Source organism: Serratia sp. JSRIV006, assembly GCF_019968685.1.
Lineage (GTDB): Bacteria > Pseudomonadota > Gammaproteobacteria > Enterobacterales > Enterobacteriaceae > Chania > Chania fonticola_B.
The window spans coordinates 1,724,445-1,739,531 of sequence record NZ_CP074137.1; the positions used below are offsets into that span (position 1 = coordinate 1,724,445).

Sequence of the window (15,087 nt, forward strand, 5' to 3'; positions counted from 1 at the left end):
CGGTCTCATTATAGTTAGCAAGAAAATTACCTCGATGGTACACCGGATAACCGTTCGATAAAACTGCGTAACCTGCCAGGGTTGCCATGTCACAAATGTCGCGTAAGCTAGAACAAACTGAAACCGGTTACCCTTTCTCATTAAGGAGAGCAAATGAAGCAAATCGTTTATGTCGCCAGCCCGGAGAGCCAGCAGATCCACGTATGGCAGTTAGACGACAAGGGCGCACTGGCGCTGCTGCAAACGGTCGAGGTCGCGGGGCAGGTACAGCCGATGGCGATCCACCCGGGCAAGACTCATCTGTATGTTGGGGTACGTCCGGCGTTTGGCATTGTCAGCTACCGTATCGCCGAAGATGGCACGCTGCATGAGGCAGGGATGGCACCACTGCCAGGCAGCCCAACCCATATTTCCACCGATTTGCAGGGCCGTTATCTGTTCTCCGCGTCTTACAGCGGCAACTGTGCCAGCATCAGCCCGATTGGCCATGATGGCGTAGTGCTTGCGCCTACCCAGCAGATCGATGGCCTGACCGCGCCGCATTCGGCCAATATTGACCCGACCAATCAATTGCTGCTGGTGCCATGTCTGAAAGAGGACCGCATCCGTCTGTTCAATCTGAGCCAACAGGGCCAACTGACGCCACACGGCCAAGAAGCCGTAGCGACGGCAAGCGGTGCAGGCCCGCGCCATATGGCATTCCATGGTAACGATAAATTCGCTTACTGCGTCAATGAACTGGATGGCACGGTAGATGTGTTCGCTATCGAAGCCAACGGTGGCAAATATACGCTGGTGCAGAGCCTGGACATGATGCCTGCCGATTTCACCGGCACCCGTTGGGCGGCGGATATCCACCTCACGCCAAACGGCCGTTTCCTGTATACCAGCGATCGCACCGCCAGCATTTTAACCGTGTTCAGCGTCTCGGAAGACGGCAGCAAGATTGAGGTGGTTGGCCACCATGCCACAGAAGAGCAGCCACGCGGTTTCAATATCGATCACAGCGGTCGCTTCGTGATTGCGGCAGGGCAGAAATCTGGTCATATCGGCGTGTATCAGATTGACCAAAACAGCGGTGAGCTGACGGATCTGGCACGTTACCCGGTGGGCAAAGGCCCAATGTGGGTGAGCGTACTGGCAAAATAATGGGTTAAAAATCGGGGCGAAGCGCTTCGCCCCCCAACGTTTCTCAGCTGTATTTTACCGTCAACGTCGCTTTGCCAAGGCTATGGAAGTGGATGTTAAAACCGACCATCGCGCCACTCGCTTCTGCATCCACTGGAATGCTTTCCACGTCCAACGCATGCACGGTGAACTGATAACGATGGCTTTCACCCTGTGGCGGAGCCGCACCACCGTAACCGGCCTTACCGAAATCGGTACGGGTTTGCACTGCGCCAGCGGGTAGCCCCGGTTTGCCGGAACCCGCACCTGGCGGCAGTTCATGCACGTTTGCCGGGATATTGGCGACCACCCAGTGCCACCAACCGGAGCCGGTAGGGGCATCGGGATCGTAAACCGTGATGGCAAAGCTCTTGGTGCCCGCCGGTGCATCTTCCCAGGCCAGATGAGGGGAGAGGTTATCCCCATGGTAGCCCATGCCGTTAAATACCTGTCGTTCAGGCATTTTTGCGCCGTCTTGCAGATCGCTGCTGTACAAACGAAAAGCCATAATGACTCCCAGTTGTCTAAAATACCGAACCCCTAAGCTAGATCGGTTTGCCGCCACAATACAACCTTAAAACCGTTACTCCACCGCCACGGCGATTGCTGCCGTCAGCCGGGTGAGCTGCTCTGGCGTAATGATATAAGGCGGCATCAGGTAGATCAGTTTACCGAAGGGCCGGATCCACACGCCGCGTTCGACAAAGCCACGTTGTAGCAACGCCACATCCACCGGCTGATGCATTTCCACCACGCCAATCGCCCCAAGCACCCGCACGTCGGCCACTTTGGGTGATGCCACCAGCGGTAAGAGCTGCTGTTTAAGCTGTGTTTCAATGGCGGCGACCTGATGTTGCCAGTGATTTTCCTCGAGCAAGGACAGGCTGGCGCAGGCTACGGCACAGGCTAGCGGGTTGCCCATAAAGGTTGGCCCATGCATAAAGCAGCCTGCGGCTCCGTTACTGATCGTTTCTGCTATGTGGCGCGTGGTCAGTGTGGAGGAAAGGGTCATATAGCCACCGGTCAGCGCTTTGCCCAGGCAAAGAATATCCGGCACTACGCCGGCATGTTCACAGGCAAACAGTTTGCCTGTGCGGCCAAAACCGGTGGCGATCTCGTCGGCAATCAGCAGGATTTGGTGGCGATCGCACAGCTCCCGCACGCGTTGCAGATAGCTTGGATGATAGATGCGCATTCCACCGGCACCTTGCACCACTGGCTCCAGGATCACAGCGGCTATTTCCCCGGCGTGCTGATCCAGTAATTCGGCAAACGGGGCAATGTCCTGTTCGTCCCAAGGCTGGTCAAAACGGCATTGCGGTGCGGTGGCAAACAGGTGGGTGGCCAAATAGCCCTGATACAGACTGTGCATGGAGTTGTCCGGATCGCAGACCGACATCGCGCCAAAGGTATCACCATGATAGCCATGGCGTAAGGTCAGAATGCGCTGCCGCCGTTCACCACGGGCCTGCCAATATTGCAGCGCCATCTTTAGCGCCACTTCGACCGCCACCGATCCGGAATCTGCCAGGAATACGCACTGCAACGCTTCCGGCGTCATCGCTACCAGTTTGCGGCACAGTTCAATAGCGGCAGGATGAGTGATGCCACCGAACATCACATGCGACATTTTTTCCAACTGCTGTACGGCTGCCTGATTCAACTGTGGATGATTGTAACCGTGGATCGCCGCCCACCAGGAAGACATGCCATCTACCAGTAGGCGGCCATCGTCCAGTTGCAGCTCGACGCCGCTGGCGGACACCACCGGATAGCAAGGCAAGGGCTGGGTCATGGAGGTGTAAGGGTGCCAGATGTGGCGTCGATCGAATTCAATATCGCAGGGGGAAACAGACATTAACCGTAAACCAAATTTTAATAGAATGGTTGACAGTATAATCGCAAACTCTACACTGACGACACTTTTTTCCCTTTTGGAGACGCCGTAAATGGCCGACCGCATTCGCTGGACAGTGGGGCAAGCCCAGGCCCTGTTTGATAAACCCTTACTCGAACTGCTGTTCGAAGCACAGACTATTCACCGCCAACATTTTGATCCGCAACAGGTGCAGGTCAGTACGCTGCTGTCGATCAAAACCGGTGCCTGCCCGGAAGACTGTAAGTACTGCCCGCAAAGTTCGCGTTATAAAACCGGCCTGGAATCCGAGCGGCTGATGCAGGTGGAACAGGTGCTGGAATCGGCGCGCAAGGCCAAAGCGGCCGGTTCGAGCCGTTTCTGTATGGGGGCTGCCTGGAAAAACCCGCATGAGCGCGATATGCCTTATCTGCAACAGATGGTGCAGGGCGTCAAGGCGATGGGGATGGAAACCTGCATGACGCTGGGCACGCTGGATGGCGCGCAGGCCGAACGGCTGGCCGAAGCGGGGCTGGATTACTACAACCATAACCTGGACACCTCGCCGGAATTCTACGGCAACATCATCACCACCCGCAGCTATCAGGAACGTCTGGATACCTTGGATAAGGTGCGCAACGCCGGGATCAAAGTCTGCTCCGGTGGGATTGTCGGGCTGGGCGAAACGGTGCGTGACCGCGCCGGGTTGTTGGTGCAACTGGCCAATCTGCCCAAACCCCCGGAAAGCGTGCCGATCAATATGCTGGTGAAGGTGAAAGGCACGCCATTGGCCGATAATGACGATGTCGATCCGTTCGACTTTATCCGCACCATTGCCATTGCCCGCATCATGATGCCGACGTCCTACGTCCGCCTGTCGGCAGGCCGTGAACAGATGAGCGAGCAGACTCAGGCGATGTGCTTTATGGCTGGGGCCAACTCCATCTTCTATGGCTGCAAACTGCTGACCACGCCTAATCCGGAAGAGGACAAGGATCTGCAACTGTTCCGCAAGCTGGGCCTGAATCCGCAGCAAACCGCCACCGAACAGGGCGACAATCAGCAGCAACAGGTGCTGACCGAGCAGTTGCTGCACGCCGATACCGCCGAATTCTACAACGCGGCGCTGTAATGAGCTGGCAGCAACGGATCGAACAGGCGCTTGAGGAGCGGCGAGGAGCCGCTGCTTATCGGCAACGTCAGGTGAATCAAGGCGGTAATGGCCGCTATCTGCAACTCGACGGCCAGCGCTATGTGAATTTTTCTGGCAACGACTATCTGGGCCTGAGCCAACATCCTGAGGTGATTGCCGCCTGGCAGCAGGGGGCGCAGCGTTACGGCGTTGGCAGCGGCGGTTCCGGCCACGTCACCGGTTTTTGCCATGCTCATCATGAGCTGGAGCAGCAACTGGCGGAGTGGCTCGGCTACCCGCGTGCGCTGCTGTTTATTTCCGGCTACGCGGCCAATCAGGCATTGCTGGCTGCCCTGATGCAGGCCGACGATCGCATTTTGGCGGATAAGCTCAGCCACGCCTCTATATTGGAAGCGGCCACTCACTCACCGGCGCAACTGCGGCGTTTTCGGCATAACCAGCCCCAGGCATTGGCCACCTTGCTGCAAAAAAACTGTGCAGGCCAACAGTTGGCGATCACCGAAGGGGTGTTCAGCATGGACGGGGATAGCGCACCGTTGGTCGAACTACATCGGTTGACGCAGCAGGCAGGTGCCTGGCTGATGGTGGATGATGCGCACGGGATTGGCGTACGTGGCGAGCAGGGGCGCGGCAGTTGCTGGCAGCAAGGTGTGCACCCGGAAGTGCTGGTCGTCACCTTTGGCAAGGCATTTGGCGTCAGCGGCGCGGCGATCCTCTGCGATGAGCCGTTGGCGGAATATCTGCTGCAATTCGCCCGCCATCTGATTTACAGCACCGCGATGCCGCCCGCCCAAGCCTGTGCCTTGCAGGCCGCGTTAAGCTGTATTCAGCAAGGGGATGAACTACGTAGTCGGCTGCAAAAACACATCCAGCATTTTCGTGCCGGGGTGGCGGGTCTGCCGTTAACGCTAACCGCGTCGGATACCGCTATCCAACCGTTGCTGGTGGGGGATAACCAACAGGCGCTGGATTTGGCGCAGCGCCTGCGAGAGCAGGGATTGTGGGTCAGCGCCATTCGTCCGCCGACGGTGCCGCCGGGGGGGGCGCGGTTACGTATTACGCTCACTGCGGCACACCAGCCACAGGATATCGATCGCTTGTTGGAGGTACTGCATGACGTCTGCCATTGATACGGTGAACAAGCAGGCGGTGGCGGCGGCCTTCAGCCGGGCAGCGGCGAGCTACGATACCGCAGCCGTGCTGCAACGGGAGGTTGGTGAACGCTTACTGGGGATGGGGCTGTCTCATCCAGGCCAACAGGTGTTGGATGCCGGTTGCGGCACGGGCTATTTCAGCCGTCGCTGGCGCGAGCTGGGCAAGCAGGTCAGCGCGCTGGATCTGGCTCCGGGCATGCTGGCATTTGCCCGTCAGCAGCAAGCGGCGGATCGCTATTTGCTGGGGGATATCGAACATATCCCTTTGCCGATCGCCTCGGTGGATATCTGTTTTAGCAGCCTGGTGGTGCAGTGGTGCAGCGATTTGCCTCTGGCGCTGGCTGAGTTGTATCGGGTGACGCGGCCCGGTGGACTGATCCTGTTCGCTACTTTGGCACAAGGGGCTTTGCACGAGTTAGGCGACGCCTGGCAGCAAGTCGATGGCGAGCGTCATGTTAATGACTTCCTGCCGCCAACTCAGATCGCCGCCGCCTGTCATCCCTACCGGCACCAGCTTACGGCAAATTGGCAAACGCTCAGTTATCCCGACGTGATGACGTTGATGCGATCGCTAAAGGGCATCGGTGCGACTCACCTGCATCAAGGACGCGAGGCTGGCCTGCTTTCCCGCCAGCGGCTTGCCGCATTGCAGGCTGCCTATCCTTGCCGGGACGGGCAGTTTCCTCTCAGTTATCATTTGGTTTATGGAGTGATTTATCGTGATTAAGCGCTGGTTCGTTACCGGAACCGACACCGAAGTGGGAAAAACCGTGGCCAGCAGCGCCTTGCTACAGGCCGCCAGCGCGGCGGGATGGCGCTGTGCTGGCTATAAACCGGTGGCGTCAGGCAGTGAGATGACCGATGAAGGGTTACGCAACGGCGATGCGCTGTCGCTGCAGAGAAACAGCAGCGTAGCGCTGGATTACGCCGTAGTGAACCCTTACACCTTTGCCGAACCGACTTCGCCGCATATTGTCAGCCAGGCCGAAGGGCGGCCTATCTCGCTGGCACGGCTTTCCGCCGGTTTACGTCATCTTGAACAACGTGCGGACTGGCTGTTGGTAGAGGGGGCCGGCGGTTGGTTCACTCCACTTTCTGAGCATGAGACCTTTGCCGACTGGGCACAGCAGGAGCAGCTGCCGGTGATCCTGGTGGTGGGCATCAAGCTTGGCTGCATCAATCATGCTTTGTTGACTGCGTTGGCGATCCAACAGTCAGGTCTGACCCTGGCAGGCTGGATCGCCAATGACGTTACCCCGCCAGGAAAACGCCATCAAGAGTACCTTGCCACTCTTTGCCGCCTATTGCCCGCTCCCCTGTTGGGCGAGATCCCACATTTACCGCAGGTAGAACAGCAGGCATTGGGACAGTATCTCGATTTAACCAGGTTGAACCCTTAACCTGATGGCCCACGGAGGGGCCAAATCACTCCGTCAGATAGGCATCAATCAGCCCCTCATCCAACTGCCCCAGCGTGCCATTGGCCACGTTACGGCCTTTATCCATCAAGCAGAAGCGGTCGGCCAGATGGCGGGCAAAGGGGAGTTGGTGCTCAACCAGCAAAATGGTCATGCCCAGTTCCTGATTCAGCTTACGGAGTACCTGGCCGATCTCCGTCGCCAGGGAAGGTGACATCCCGGCGGTGGGTTCATCCAGGATCAGCAGTTCCGGCTCCAGCATCAGAGCGCGGCCTAATGCCAACTGCTGTTGCTCGCTTTGGCACAGGTCGCCCGCACGGCGCATACGCATCGCCTGCAGCCGGGGGAACAGATTGTAAATGATGGGTGGCATACGGCGGACCTTGTCACGCCCGGCCAGCAAGGCCACCTGCAGGTTCTCTTCAACGCTCAGTTGGGAAAAGATTTGCCGCCCTTGTGGCACGTAACCAATGCCCAGTAACGCCCGGTTTTCTACCGGCTGTGGCAACAGGTTTTGCGGTGGCTCATCCGCCAACTGCCAGGTCATGCTGCCGCTGACGATCGGCAGGTGTCCCATGATGCAATTGATCAGCGTGGTTTTGCCCACTCCATTGCGGCCAAGCAACAGGGTGCATTGCCCACGAGGTAACTCAAGGCTGACATCCCACAGCGTATGCTGTTGCCCATAATATTGGTTTACCGCCCTTAAGCTTAACATTTGGCATCTCCTCCAAGACCGATATTCACGTATGGATAACGTTGACCGCAGCAAGCGGTGTCTCTCCCGGGTGTGGCAAATGCTGTGCTGATTACCCTAATCGCGGCTCAGGCTAAAAATTGGAAAATGGCCGCTACCGGTCGTTTGGCGGCTCTAGGGGGGGTTTTGGTATGCAATGAACTTTTTCGCCGAAGATAACCGAGCTGGCTGCGGCCGATTTTCGCCAGCGTTTGCCGGTTCTTCTGCAAGGTAACGCCCCTGAACCAGGATATGCAATTCCTAGGCCATCAGGTGTTGCGCAACAAAAAAGGTGGTTTGTTAGTGTTTTGTTAACTGATTTAAGCCCGGTATGCAGGGGGCTGTCAGGGCAATAAAGTTAACTTGGGCGTTTTTTGCACCGTTACCGTGCGGCACGGCGAGCTGTTGGTGCAAGCCCTAAAGGTTGTTGCCGCAACTTGCAACCCCTGAAAAGCAAAATAGCGAAAAGAGCGTTTTCGTTATCACGGCTTTTAGCATTAATCGGCATAACCAAAGCAGAATTATTGTAAAAAAATAACTAAAAAACCGACTCAGTTGACGTTTCATTGGGAAAAGCGTTCTTTCCGCAACTCCCGCCCCCCATGGGGTAGTGAGAGTTATCCACTATTCCTGTGGATAACCTTGTGCATTATACTTAGAAAAGCGGTGTGAACAGAGAGCGGGCGCGGGTTGTGCGCAGGTTGTCCGCATTCTCGTCTTTTTATTAAAGTAATTTAATATCAACAGGTTAATTAAAATCAAGCCAACGTATATCGTTAATGTGTCGATGGGCAGTTTTTCAGCGCAATCCGGGCCAAAAGTTAATTTGTATCGCATTCTGGGGATAACAGGGTGATTGACAATAAAAATGTCATGGTATTGTCACCTTGCCGGTGCGTTCGCGCCCCGTTAACGGCCGTAATAGCGTAAATCCGCTTGAAGCTGGTTTTATATCCAGTATCATGGGCACTGGCGGAAATCTTCCGGTCTTTCCATAATTAGGCCGCTACCGTCTGGCCGCAAACCTGAAAGATGATGGGGATATGAGCAAACATTTCAAACTGCATTCCGAATTCAAACCGGCCGGCGATCAGCCGCAAGCCATCCAAAAGTTGGAAGAGGGGCTGGAAGACGGCCTGGCGCACCAAACGCTGCTGGGGGTTACCGGCTCGGGTAAAACCTTTACCATCGCCAATGTGATCGCCGATCTCAACCGGCCCACCATGGTGCTGGCGCCCAACAAGACCCTGGCGGCCCAGCTGTATGGCGAGATGAAAGAGTTCTTTCCCGAGAATGCGGTGGAATATTTTGTCTCCTACTACGATTACTATCAGCCAGAAGCCTATGTACCTAGCTCCGATACCTTTATCGAGAAAGACGCCTCGGTCAACGAACATATCGAGCAGATGCGCCTGTCGGCCACCAAAGCGCTGTTAGAACGGCGTGACGTGGTAGTGGTGGCTTCGGTTTCCGCGATCTACGGCCTGGGCGATCCGGATCTGTACCTGAAAATGATGTTGCACCTGACCAAGGGCATGATCATCGATCAGCGTTCGATCCTGCGCCGTCTGGCCGAGCTGCAATATACCCGCAACGATCAGGCCTTCCAGCGCGCCACCTTCCGCGTGCGTGGCGAAGTGATCGACATTTTCCCGGCGGAATCGGATGAGCTGGCGCTGCGCGTTGAGCTGTTCGACGAAGAGGTCGAACGCCTGTCGCTGTTCGATCCACTAACCGGCCAGATTGAGCAGGTGGTGCCACGCTTTACCATTTATCCAAAATCTCACTACGTCACCCCGCGTGAACGTATCGTGCAGGCGATGGAAGAGATCAAGGTGGAGTTGGCTCAGCGGCGCAAAGTGCTGCTGGAAAACAACAAGCTGTTGGAAGAACAGCGCTTGACGCAGCGTACCCAGTTCGATCTGGAAATGATGAACGAGCTGGGCTACTGCTCCGGTATCGAAAACTACTCGCGCTATCTTTCAGGGCGCGGTGAGGGCGAGCCACCGCCAACCTTGTTCGACTATCTGCCGGCTGACGGGTTGCTGGTGGTAGATGAATCCCACGTCACCATCCCGCAGATCGGCGGCATGTTCAAAGGCGACCGCTCGCGTAAAGAGACGCTGGTGGAATACGGCTTCCGCCTGCCTTCGGCGCTGGATAACCGGCCAATGCGTTTTGAAGAGTTTGCCGCTGCGGCACCGCAGACCATCTACGTGTCCGCCACGCCGGGCAAATATGAGCTGGAGAAATCCGGCGGCGATATTATCGATCAGGTGGTGCGCCCAACCGGCCTGCTGGATCCGATCGTGGAAGTGCGCCCGGTGACCACTCAGGTGGACGATCTGCTTTCCGAGATCCGCAAGCGCGTGGCTATCAACGAGCGCGTACTGGTCACCACGTTGACCAAACGCATGGCAGAAGACCTGACAGAATACCTGGAAGAGCACGGGGAGCGGGTGCGTTATCTGCACTCGGACATCGATACGGTAGAACGTGTCGAAATCATCCGTGATTTGCGTCTGGGCGAGTTTGACGTGCTGGTGGGCATCAACCTGTTAAGGGAAGGCCTGGACATGCCAGAGGTGTCGCTGGTAGCGATCCTGGACGCAGATAAGGAAGGGTTCCTGCGTTCTGAGCGCTCACTGATCCAGACCATTGGCCGAGCGGCGCGTAACCTCAACGGTAAAGCGATACTGTATGGCGACAGGATCACCGATTCCATGGCTAAGGCGATCGGTGAAACGGAACGCCGCCGCGCCAAGCAGCAGGCGCATAACGAAGCCAACGGTATCGTACCTCAGGGCCTGAACAAGAAGGTTGCGGATATTCTGCAGCTTGGGCAACCAAGCAGCCGTGGCAAGCACAAAGGGAAGGGCAAAGCGGCAGAGAGCGCGGCGCAATACCAACTGCTTACCCCCAAAGCGCTGGAGCAAAAAATCCAGGAGCTGGAGGCACAGATGTATTCTCATGCGCAGAATCTGGAGTTCGAACAGGCTGCTGCGGTGCGTGATGAAATTCACCAGCTGCGCGAGCAATTTATCGCGCTATCATAATGAACCCAAGGGGCGTGGTATGCACGCCCCGGTAAATTTTCTTGCCGTACGCCCGTTTGCTGATTAAGGTGTGCGCCCCAAGTATTGAGACGAGTAGCCGCCATGACCGCAACCCCATCCAAAGACCCGTTACACGGCATTACGCTGGAGCAACTGCTGAACAAGCTGGTAGCCCAATATGGCTGGAACGGGCTGGCAGAGCGTATTCGCATCAACTGCTTCAGCAGCGATCCGAGCATCAAATCCAGCCTCAAGTTCTTGCGCCGCACCCCGTGGGCACGCAAGCAGGTGGAAGATCTCTACATCGACAGCGTTAGCGATAATCCTTGGCTCCGGGGTCAAGATTAACCGCGGCTAGCTAGCTGCACCAACGCGGTATCCAGCGCCTGGCGTAATAGTTGGCGATCGTGGCGATAAGGGATATCGCTGGCTTCCAGCGGTTGTTGCACCACAATGCGATCCTGCATGGCGCTGGTATCCACCGCCGGGCCAACGATCACCGCGTCAATCATTTTACGGCCGATCTTCTCTTCCATCAGCACCAGTTTGTCTTGCAGCGTCAGTGCGGCTGCGGCGACGCTTAGCTCGCGGCCCAGGTTACCGATATACACCATATTAGCGCTGCTGCGGCGCAGGGCCTGAGTCAGATCCTCAAGCAGCAACAGTGGCATCAGGCTGGTAAGAAAACTGCCTGGCCCGATCAGGATCAGATCGGCCTGCGCGATTGCCTCAACCGCTTCACGGGTGGCGTGTACCGGCGGGGAGAGCATCAGCTCTTGCGGCATGATCCTCAGTTGATCGATATTGACTTCACCGTAGACCTGGTGCCCCTCATGATCGTGAGCCATCAGATCGACCGGTTGCTCCGACATCGGGATCAGCGCCGCGTCGATCTTTAGCAGACTACGAACCAGATTGATCGCCTCCAGTGGGCGCACGCTCAGGTGATCCAAGGCTTTCAGCATCAGATTCCCCAGGTTATGCCCCGCCAACTCTCCGTTGCCGCTAAAACGGTATTCAAACATCGCCGAGGCGACGCTAGGCTCGGTAATCAGCTGATTGAGGCAATTACGGGTGTCACCCCAGGCAATGCCGCCTTCAGAACGGCGGATACGGCCGGTAGAACCGCCGTTATCGGTCGTGGTGACAATGCCGGTCAGGCGAGAGCCCAACGATGACAGCGAAGACATCACACGGCCAAGACCGTGACCACCACCTAATGCCACGACGCGATCAAGATCGGCCAGGGTACGGTTGCGCATAAAATTCCTTAACTCAGGGTAGGTAGACTGCCTGCATAAAGTAGCGGATTTGACACAAAAACGCGATAAAGAGTGCGATTTGCGTGATTCTGGTCAATTCGCTGGCGTAACGGTTGTTTATTATGGTTATCCAGACTTGAGAGGGTGAAAATTCGCTGTATACACAAGTATATAACGTTAATCCACATTGGCTATCGCGGCTGTTTAGCGCTAGAATTCTCTGGAAAACCACGGTTTCGTTCCGGCTACTTGAGGTAGCGGGGATGGGATCAAAACTCCTAGCCTTGGTACCTACGTTGTTCTTTGGAGCGATAGGGTATCTTGGCCGTGGCGAAGTCAGCCACCAGGGTGCAGAGTGGAAACGCTCGCATCTCCCGTATTTGGAAGGTGTTACAGGTGCCGCAACTTATTGATGCTTTTGAGCGCAAATTCTACTATTTGCGCCTGTCGATCACCGACGTGTGTAACTTTCGTTGCACCTACTGTCTGCCGGATGGCTATAAACCGAGCGGCAGCCCCAAGACCTTCCTCTCTCTGGATGAAATTCGGCGCGTCAGCCGTGCCTTTGCCGAACTGGGTACCGAAAAGGTACGCCTGACCGGCGGTGAGCCTTCTTTACGCCGCGATTTTACCGACATTATTGCCGCCGTGCGCGAAAACCCGGCCATCCGAACCTTGGCTGTAACCACCAACGGCTATCGTCTGGCACGTGATGTGGCCAGTTGGCGTGATGCGGGCCTCACGGCGATTAACGTTAGCGTAGACAGCCTTGATGCACGCCAGTTTCATGCCATCACCGGCCAGGATAAGTTCCGCCAGGTTATGGAGGGCATCGATGCCGCCTTTAGCGCCGGTTACAGCAAGGTGAAGGTGAATGCGGTGCTGATGCGTGATGTCAATCACCAGCAGCTGGGCAGCTTCCTTAACTGGATCAAGGATCGGCCAATCCAACTGCGGTTTATCGAACTGATGGAAACCGGCGATGGCAGCGATCTGTTCCGCAAGCACCATGTGTCTGGCGAAGTGATCCGCCTGCAGTTGGAGCAGCAGGGCTGGCAGCGTCAAGTCCGTGGCCGCAGCGATGGCCCGGCGCAGGTATTCAGCCACCCGGATTATCAGGGCGAGATTGGTCTGATCATGCCGTACGAAAAAGATTTCTGTGCCAGTTGCAACCGCCTGCGGGTTTCCGCCATCGGCAATCTGCATCTGTGCCTGTTTGGTGAGCAAGGGATAACCCTACGCGATCTGCTGGCGGATGACGGCCAGCTGGAACAGCTGAAAATGCGCATTCAAAGCGGGCTGCAAACCAAAAAGCAGACCCACTTCCTGCATCAGGGCAATAGCGGTCTCACGCAGAACTTATCGTTTATCGGCGGTTAACACGTCCCCTATAGCCTCGGGGAACGCCAGATGATTAATATGAGCTCGATCGGTCCCCTCTCCCTGTGGGAGAGGGTTAGGGTGAGGGGGCAACGCCAAGTCTAACCGAGCATCCAATGAGCAGGAGCACAACACACAATGAGCCAAATCAGCAGTGAATTTATTGCGGCAAAGATTGCCATTCTGACCGTTTCGGATCGCCGCACTGAAGTGGACGACACCTCCGGGCAATATCTACAGGAAGCCGCGCAGGAAACCGGCCATCAGGTAGTGGCACGTGCCTTGGTCAAAGACAATATTTATCAGATCCGTGCGCAGGTTTCCGCATGGATTGCCAGCGATGACGTGCAGGCCGTGTTGATTAACGGTGGCACCGGCTTTACCTCCGGGGACAATACGCCAGAAGCGCTATTGCCGCTGTTTGACCGTGAAGTGGAAGGGTTCGGCGAACTGTTCCGCATGGTGTCATACGAAGAGATCGGCACCGCGACCCTCCAGTCCCGCGCGGTGGCCGGTATTGCCAACCAGACGGTGATCTTCGCCATGCCGGGTTCCACCCGCGCCTGTCGTACCGCCTGGGAACGTATTATTGAAGAACAGTTGGACGCGCGCCATCGCCCGTGCAACTTCTTACCCCATTTGAAGAAATAATCCATGACGCAGCTAACCCACATTAACGCCGCTGGCGAGGCCCATATGGTCGATGTCTCTGCCAAAGCGGAGACGGTACGTGAAGCCCGTGCCGAGGCTTTTGTTGAAATGCAGGCGGCAACGCTGGCGATGATTATCGACGGCAGCCACCATAAAGGCGACGTATTCGCCACGGCGCGTATTGCCGGTATTCAGGCCGCGAAGCGTACCTGGGAACTGATCCCCCTTTGCCATCCGTTGATGCTGAGCAAGGTGGAAGTACAGCTCGAAGCGCAGCCGGAATTTAACCGCGTGCGTATCGAAACCTGCTGCCGTTTGACCGGTAAAACCGGGGTTGAAATGGAGGCGTTGACTGCCGCTTCGGTGGCCGCGCTCACCATCTACGACATGTGCAAAGCGGTACAGAAAGATATGGTCATTGGCCCGGTGCGGCTGCTGGCAAAAAGCGGCGGCAAGTCCGGTGATTTTAAGGTGGAATTATGATCACTATTCTGTTTTTCGCCCAGGTGCGTGAACTGGTCGGCACCAGCACGCTGAACCTGCCAGCGCAGTATCTTACGGTTGAAGAGCTGCGTAAATCGCTGTGCGAGCGTGGCGATCGTTGGGCGCTGGCGCTGGAGCCCGGTAAATTGCTGACGGCGGTCAACCAATCGCTGGTGGCCGCAGAGCATCCGCTGCAAGCCGGTGATGAAGTGGCTTTCTTTCCACCGGTAACCGGAGGTTAACAGTGGAAAATACTCGTATCCGCGTTGGCCAGGCAACTTTTAGCGTAGGTGAAGAATACCAGTGGCTGGCACAGTGTGATGATGACGGCGCGGTGGTGACCTTTACCGGCAAGGTACGCAATCACAATCTGGGGGATGACGTCAGCGCGCTGTCGTTGGAGCATTACCCTGGCATGACTGAAAAAGCCCTTGAAGAGATCGTTGCAGAGGCAAGAACCCGTTGGCCATTGCAACGGGTAACGGTGATCCACCGTATCGGTGATCTCTTTCCTGGTGATGAAATTGTGTTTGTCGGCGTGACCAGCGCTCACCGCAGTATGGCCTTTGAGGCGGCACAATTTATTATGGATTACCTGAAAACCCGAGCTCCCTTCTGGAAACGTGAGGCGACCGGGCAGGGAGACCGCTGGGTAGAGGCTCGCGATACGGATAAACAAGCCGCCAAGCGTTGGTAAATCGCGCCTCAACAGCGGAAATAAATCAATACCTTTGCCCGTTTCGCGTAGCGTTTTCTGTGATACGCTTACTAT

The 15,087-nt window shown here is 56.4% G+C and carries 16 protein-coding genes and 1 riboswitch; of the genes, 12 read left to right on the plus strand and 4 right to left on the minus strand.

Annotated elements, in window-relative coordinates; translation table 11 throughout:
• The first annotated feature begins 153 nt into the window (after nucleotides 1-153).
• Entirely contained in the window at nucleotides 154-1,149 is a 996-nt protein-coding gene (gene pgl, locus KGP16_RS08010; protein WP_223501126.1) for a 6-phosphogluconolactonase, read from the plus strand.
• Nucleotides 1,150-1,192: 43 nt separating this feature from the next.
• Here the strand turns inward: pgl and KGP16_RS08015 are convergent, their stop codons facing one another.
• Both KGP16_RS08015 and bioA read right to left on the minus strand, forming a co-directional pair.
• Nucleotides 1,193-1,675, minus strand: coding sequence for a kinase inhibitor (locus KGP16_RS08015; RefSeq protein WP_021805239.1), 483 nt, complete (start codon nucleotides 1,673-1,675; stop codon nucleotides 1,193-1,195).
• 75 nt (nucleotides 1,676-1,750) lie between these two features.
• A complete protein-coding gene (gene bioA, locus KGP16_RS08020; protein ID WP_223501127.1) occupies nucleotides 1,751-3,025 on the minus strand; it encodes an adenosylmethionine--8-amino-7-oxononanoate transaminase in 1,275 nt (424 codons plus the stop codon).
• 91 nt (nucleotides 3,026-3,116) lie between these two features.
• On the opposite strand from bioA, the gene bioB reads away from it, so the two are divergent.
• The 4 genes from bioB to bioD are packed head-to-tail and all read left to right on the plus strand — an operon-like array spanning nucleotide 3,117 to nucleotide 6,729.
• Complete coding sequence (gene bioB, locus KGP16_RS08025; RefSeq protein WP_021805237.1) at nucleotides 3,117-4,154, plus strand: biotin synthase BioB; 1,038 nt, start codon at nucleotides 3,117-3,119, stop codon at nucleotides 4,152-4,154.
• Nucleotides 4,154-5,305, plus strand: coding sequence for an 8-amino-7-oxononanoate synthase (gene bioF, locus KGP16_RS08030; protein WP_218519675.1), 1,152 nt, complete (start codon nucleotides 4,154-4,156; stop codon nucleotides 5,303-5,305). The genes bioB and bioF overlap by 1 nt, the downstream gene beginning before the upstream one ends.
• Complete coding sequence (gene bioC, locus KGP16_RS08035) at nucleotides 5,289-6,056, plus strand: malonyl-ACP O-methyltransferase BioC (protein WP_218519674.1); 768 nt, start codon at nucleotides 5,289-5,291, stop codon at nucleotides 6,054-6,056. The genes bioF and bioC overlap by 17 nt, the downstream gene beginning before the upstream one ends.
• Nucleotides 6,049-6,729 (plus strand): dethiobiotin synthase, encoded by a 681-nt coding sequence (bioD, locus tag KGP16_RS08040; protein WP_059200186.1) that lies wholly within the window; start codon nucleotides 6,049-6,051, stop codon nucleotides 6,727-6,729. The genes bioC and bioD overlap by 8 nt, the downstream gene beginning before the upstream one ends.
• A 25-nt stretch (nucleotides 6,730-6,754) precedes the next feature.
• On the opposite strand, the gene KGP16_RS08045 is transcribed toward bioD, so the two are convergent.
• Nucleotides 6,755-7,465, minus strand: a complete 711-nt coding sequence (locus tag KGP16_RS08045; protein ID WP_021805233.1) for an ABC transporter ATP-binding protein — start codon at nucleotides 7,463-7,465, stop codon at nucleotides 6,755-6,757.
• A gap of 1,061 nt (nucleotides 7,466-8,526) precedes the next feature.
• Here KGP16_RS08045 and uvrB point away from each other — a divergent pair.
• Nucleotides 8,527-10,539 (plus strand): excinuclease ABC subunit UvrB, encoded by a 2,013-nt coding sequence (uvrB, locus tag KGP16_RS08050; RefSeq protein WP_021805232.1) that lies wholly within the window; start codon nucleotides 8,527-8,529, stop codon nucleotides 10,537-10,539.
• 102 nt (nucleotides 10,540-10,641) lie between these two features.
• Nucleotides 10,642-10,887, plus strand: coding sequence for a VF530 family DNA-binding protein (locus tag KGP16_RS08055; protein ID WP_021180393.1), 246 nt, complete (start codon nucleotides 10,642-10,644; stop codon nucleotides 10,885-10,887).
• Here the strand turns inward: KGP16_RS08055 and yvcK are convergent.
• Complete coding sequence (gene yvcK, locus KGP16_RS08060) at nucleotides 10,884-11,801, minus strand: uridine diphosphate-N-acetylglucosamine-binding protein YvcK (RefSeq protein ID WP_218519673.1); 918 nt, start codon at nucleotides 11,799-11,801, stop codon at nucleotides 10,884-10,886. The two genes, KGP16_RS08055 and yvcK, sit on opposite strands and share 4 nt — an antisense overlap.
• Before the next feature lie 263 nt (nucleotides 11,802-12,064).
• A riboswitch (molybdenum cofactor riboswitch) is annotated at nucleotides 12,065-12,207 on the plus strand.
• Here yvcK and moaA point away from each other — a divergent pair.
• The 5 genes from moaA to moaE all read left to right on the plus strand — a co-directional run bounded on the left by moaA (nucleotide 12,198) and on the right by moaE (nucleotide 15,012).
• On the plus strand, nucleotides 12,198-13,181 hold the full coding sequence (moaA, locus tag KGP16_RS08065) for a GTP 3',8-cyclase MoaA (protein ID WP_179246199.1): 984 nt from the start codon (nucleotides 12,198-12,200) through the stop codon (nucleotides 13,179-13,181). It overlaps the preceding riboswitch by 10 nt.
• A 138-nt stretch (nucleotides 13,182-13,319) precedes the next feature.
• Nucleotides 13,320-13,832, plus strand: coding sequence for a molybdenum cofactor biosynthesis protein B (moaB, locus tag KGP16_RS08070; protein WP_021805228.1), 513 nt, complete (start codon nucleotides 13,320-13,322; stop codon nucleotides 13,830-13,832).
• Between the two features lie 3 nt (nucleotides 13,833-13,835).
• The gene (moaC, locus tag KGP16_RS08075) at nucleotides 13,836-14,315 is read left to right on the plus strand and encodes a cyclic pyranopterin monophosphate synthase MoaC (protein WP_021180397.1); all 480 of its coding nucleotides are present in this window, start codon (nucleotides 13,836-13,838) and stop codon (nucleotides 14,313-14,315) included.
• Complete coding sequence (gene moaD / locus KGP16_RS08080) at nucleotides 14,312-14,557, plus strand: molybdopterin synthase sulfur carrier subunit (protein WP_021805226.1); 246 nt, start codon at nucleotides 14,312-14,314, stop codon at nucleotides 14,555-14,557. Before moaC ends, moaD begins: the two co-directional genes overlap by 4 nt.
• A 2-nt stretch (nucleotides 14,558-14,559) precedes the next feature.
• The gene (moaE, locus tag KGP16_RS08085; protein ID WP_021805225.1) at nucleotides 14,560-15,012 is read left to right on the plus strand and encodes a molybdopterin synthase catalytic subunit MoaE; all 453 of its coding nucleotides are present in this window, start codon (nucleotides 14,560-14,562) and stop codon (nucleotides 15,010-15,012) included.
• Nucleotides 15,013-15,087 lie beyond the last annotated feature (75 nt).

What these genes read in the sequence shown, in the direction of transcription:
- moaD (WP_021805226.1), top strand. Translation starts at nt 14,312, where the DNA reads ATGATCACTATTCTGTTTTTCGCCCAGGTGCGTGAACTGGTCGGCACC.
- uvrB (WP_021805232.1), top strand. Translation starts at nt 8,527, where the DNA reads ATGAGCAAACATTTCAAACTGCATTCCGAATTCAAACCGGCCGGCGAT.
- bioB (WP_021805237.1), top strand. Translation starts at nt 3,117, where the DNA reads ATGGCCGACCGCATTCGCTGGACAGTGGGGCAAGCCCAGGCCCTGTTT.
- moaB (WP_021805228.1), top strand. Translation starts at nt 13,320, where the DNA reads ATGAGCCAAATCAGCAGTGAATTTATTGCGGCAAAGATTGCCATTCTG.
- KGP16_RS08015 (WP_021805239.1), bottom strand. Translation starts at nt 1,675, where the DNA reads ATGGCTTTTCGTTTGTACAGCAGCGATCTGCAAGACGGCGCAAAAATG.
- moaC (WP_021180397.1), top strand. Translation starts at nt 13,836, where the DNA reads ATGACGCAGCTAACCCACATTAACGCCGCTGGCGAGGCCCATATGGTC.
- yvcK (WP_218519673.1), bottom strand. Translation starts at nt 11,801, where the DNA reads ATGCGCAACCGTACCCTGGCCGATCTTGATCGCGTCGTGGCATTAGGT.
- bioA (WP_223501127.1), bottom strand. Translation starts at nt 3,025, where the DNA reads ATGTCTGTTTCCCCCTGCGATATTGAATTCGATCGACGCCACATCTGG.
- KGP16_RS08045 (WP_021805233.1), bottom strand. Translation starts at nt 7,465, where the DNA reads ATGTTAAGCTTAAGGGCGGTAAACCAATATTATGGGCAACAGCATACG.
- pgl (WP_223501126.1), top strand. Translation starts at nt 154, where the DNA reads ATGAAGCAAATCGTTTATGTCGCCAGCCCGGAGAGCCAGCAGATCCAC.
- bioF (WP_218519675.1), top strand. Translation starts at nt 4,154, where the DNA reads ATGAGCTGGCAGCAACGGATCGAACAGGCGCTTGAGGAGCGGCGAGGA.
- bioC (WP_218519674.1), top strand. Translation starts at nt 5,289, where the DNA reads ATGACGTCTGCCATTGATACGGTGAACAAGCAGGCGGTGGCGGCGGCC.
- KGP16_RS08055 (WP_021180393.1), top strand. Translation starts at nt 10,642, where the DNA reads ATGACCGCAACCCCATCCAAAGACCCGTTACACGGCATTACGCTGGAG.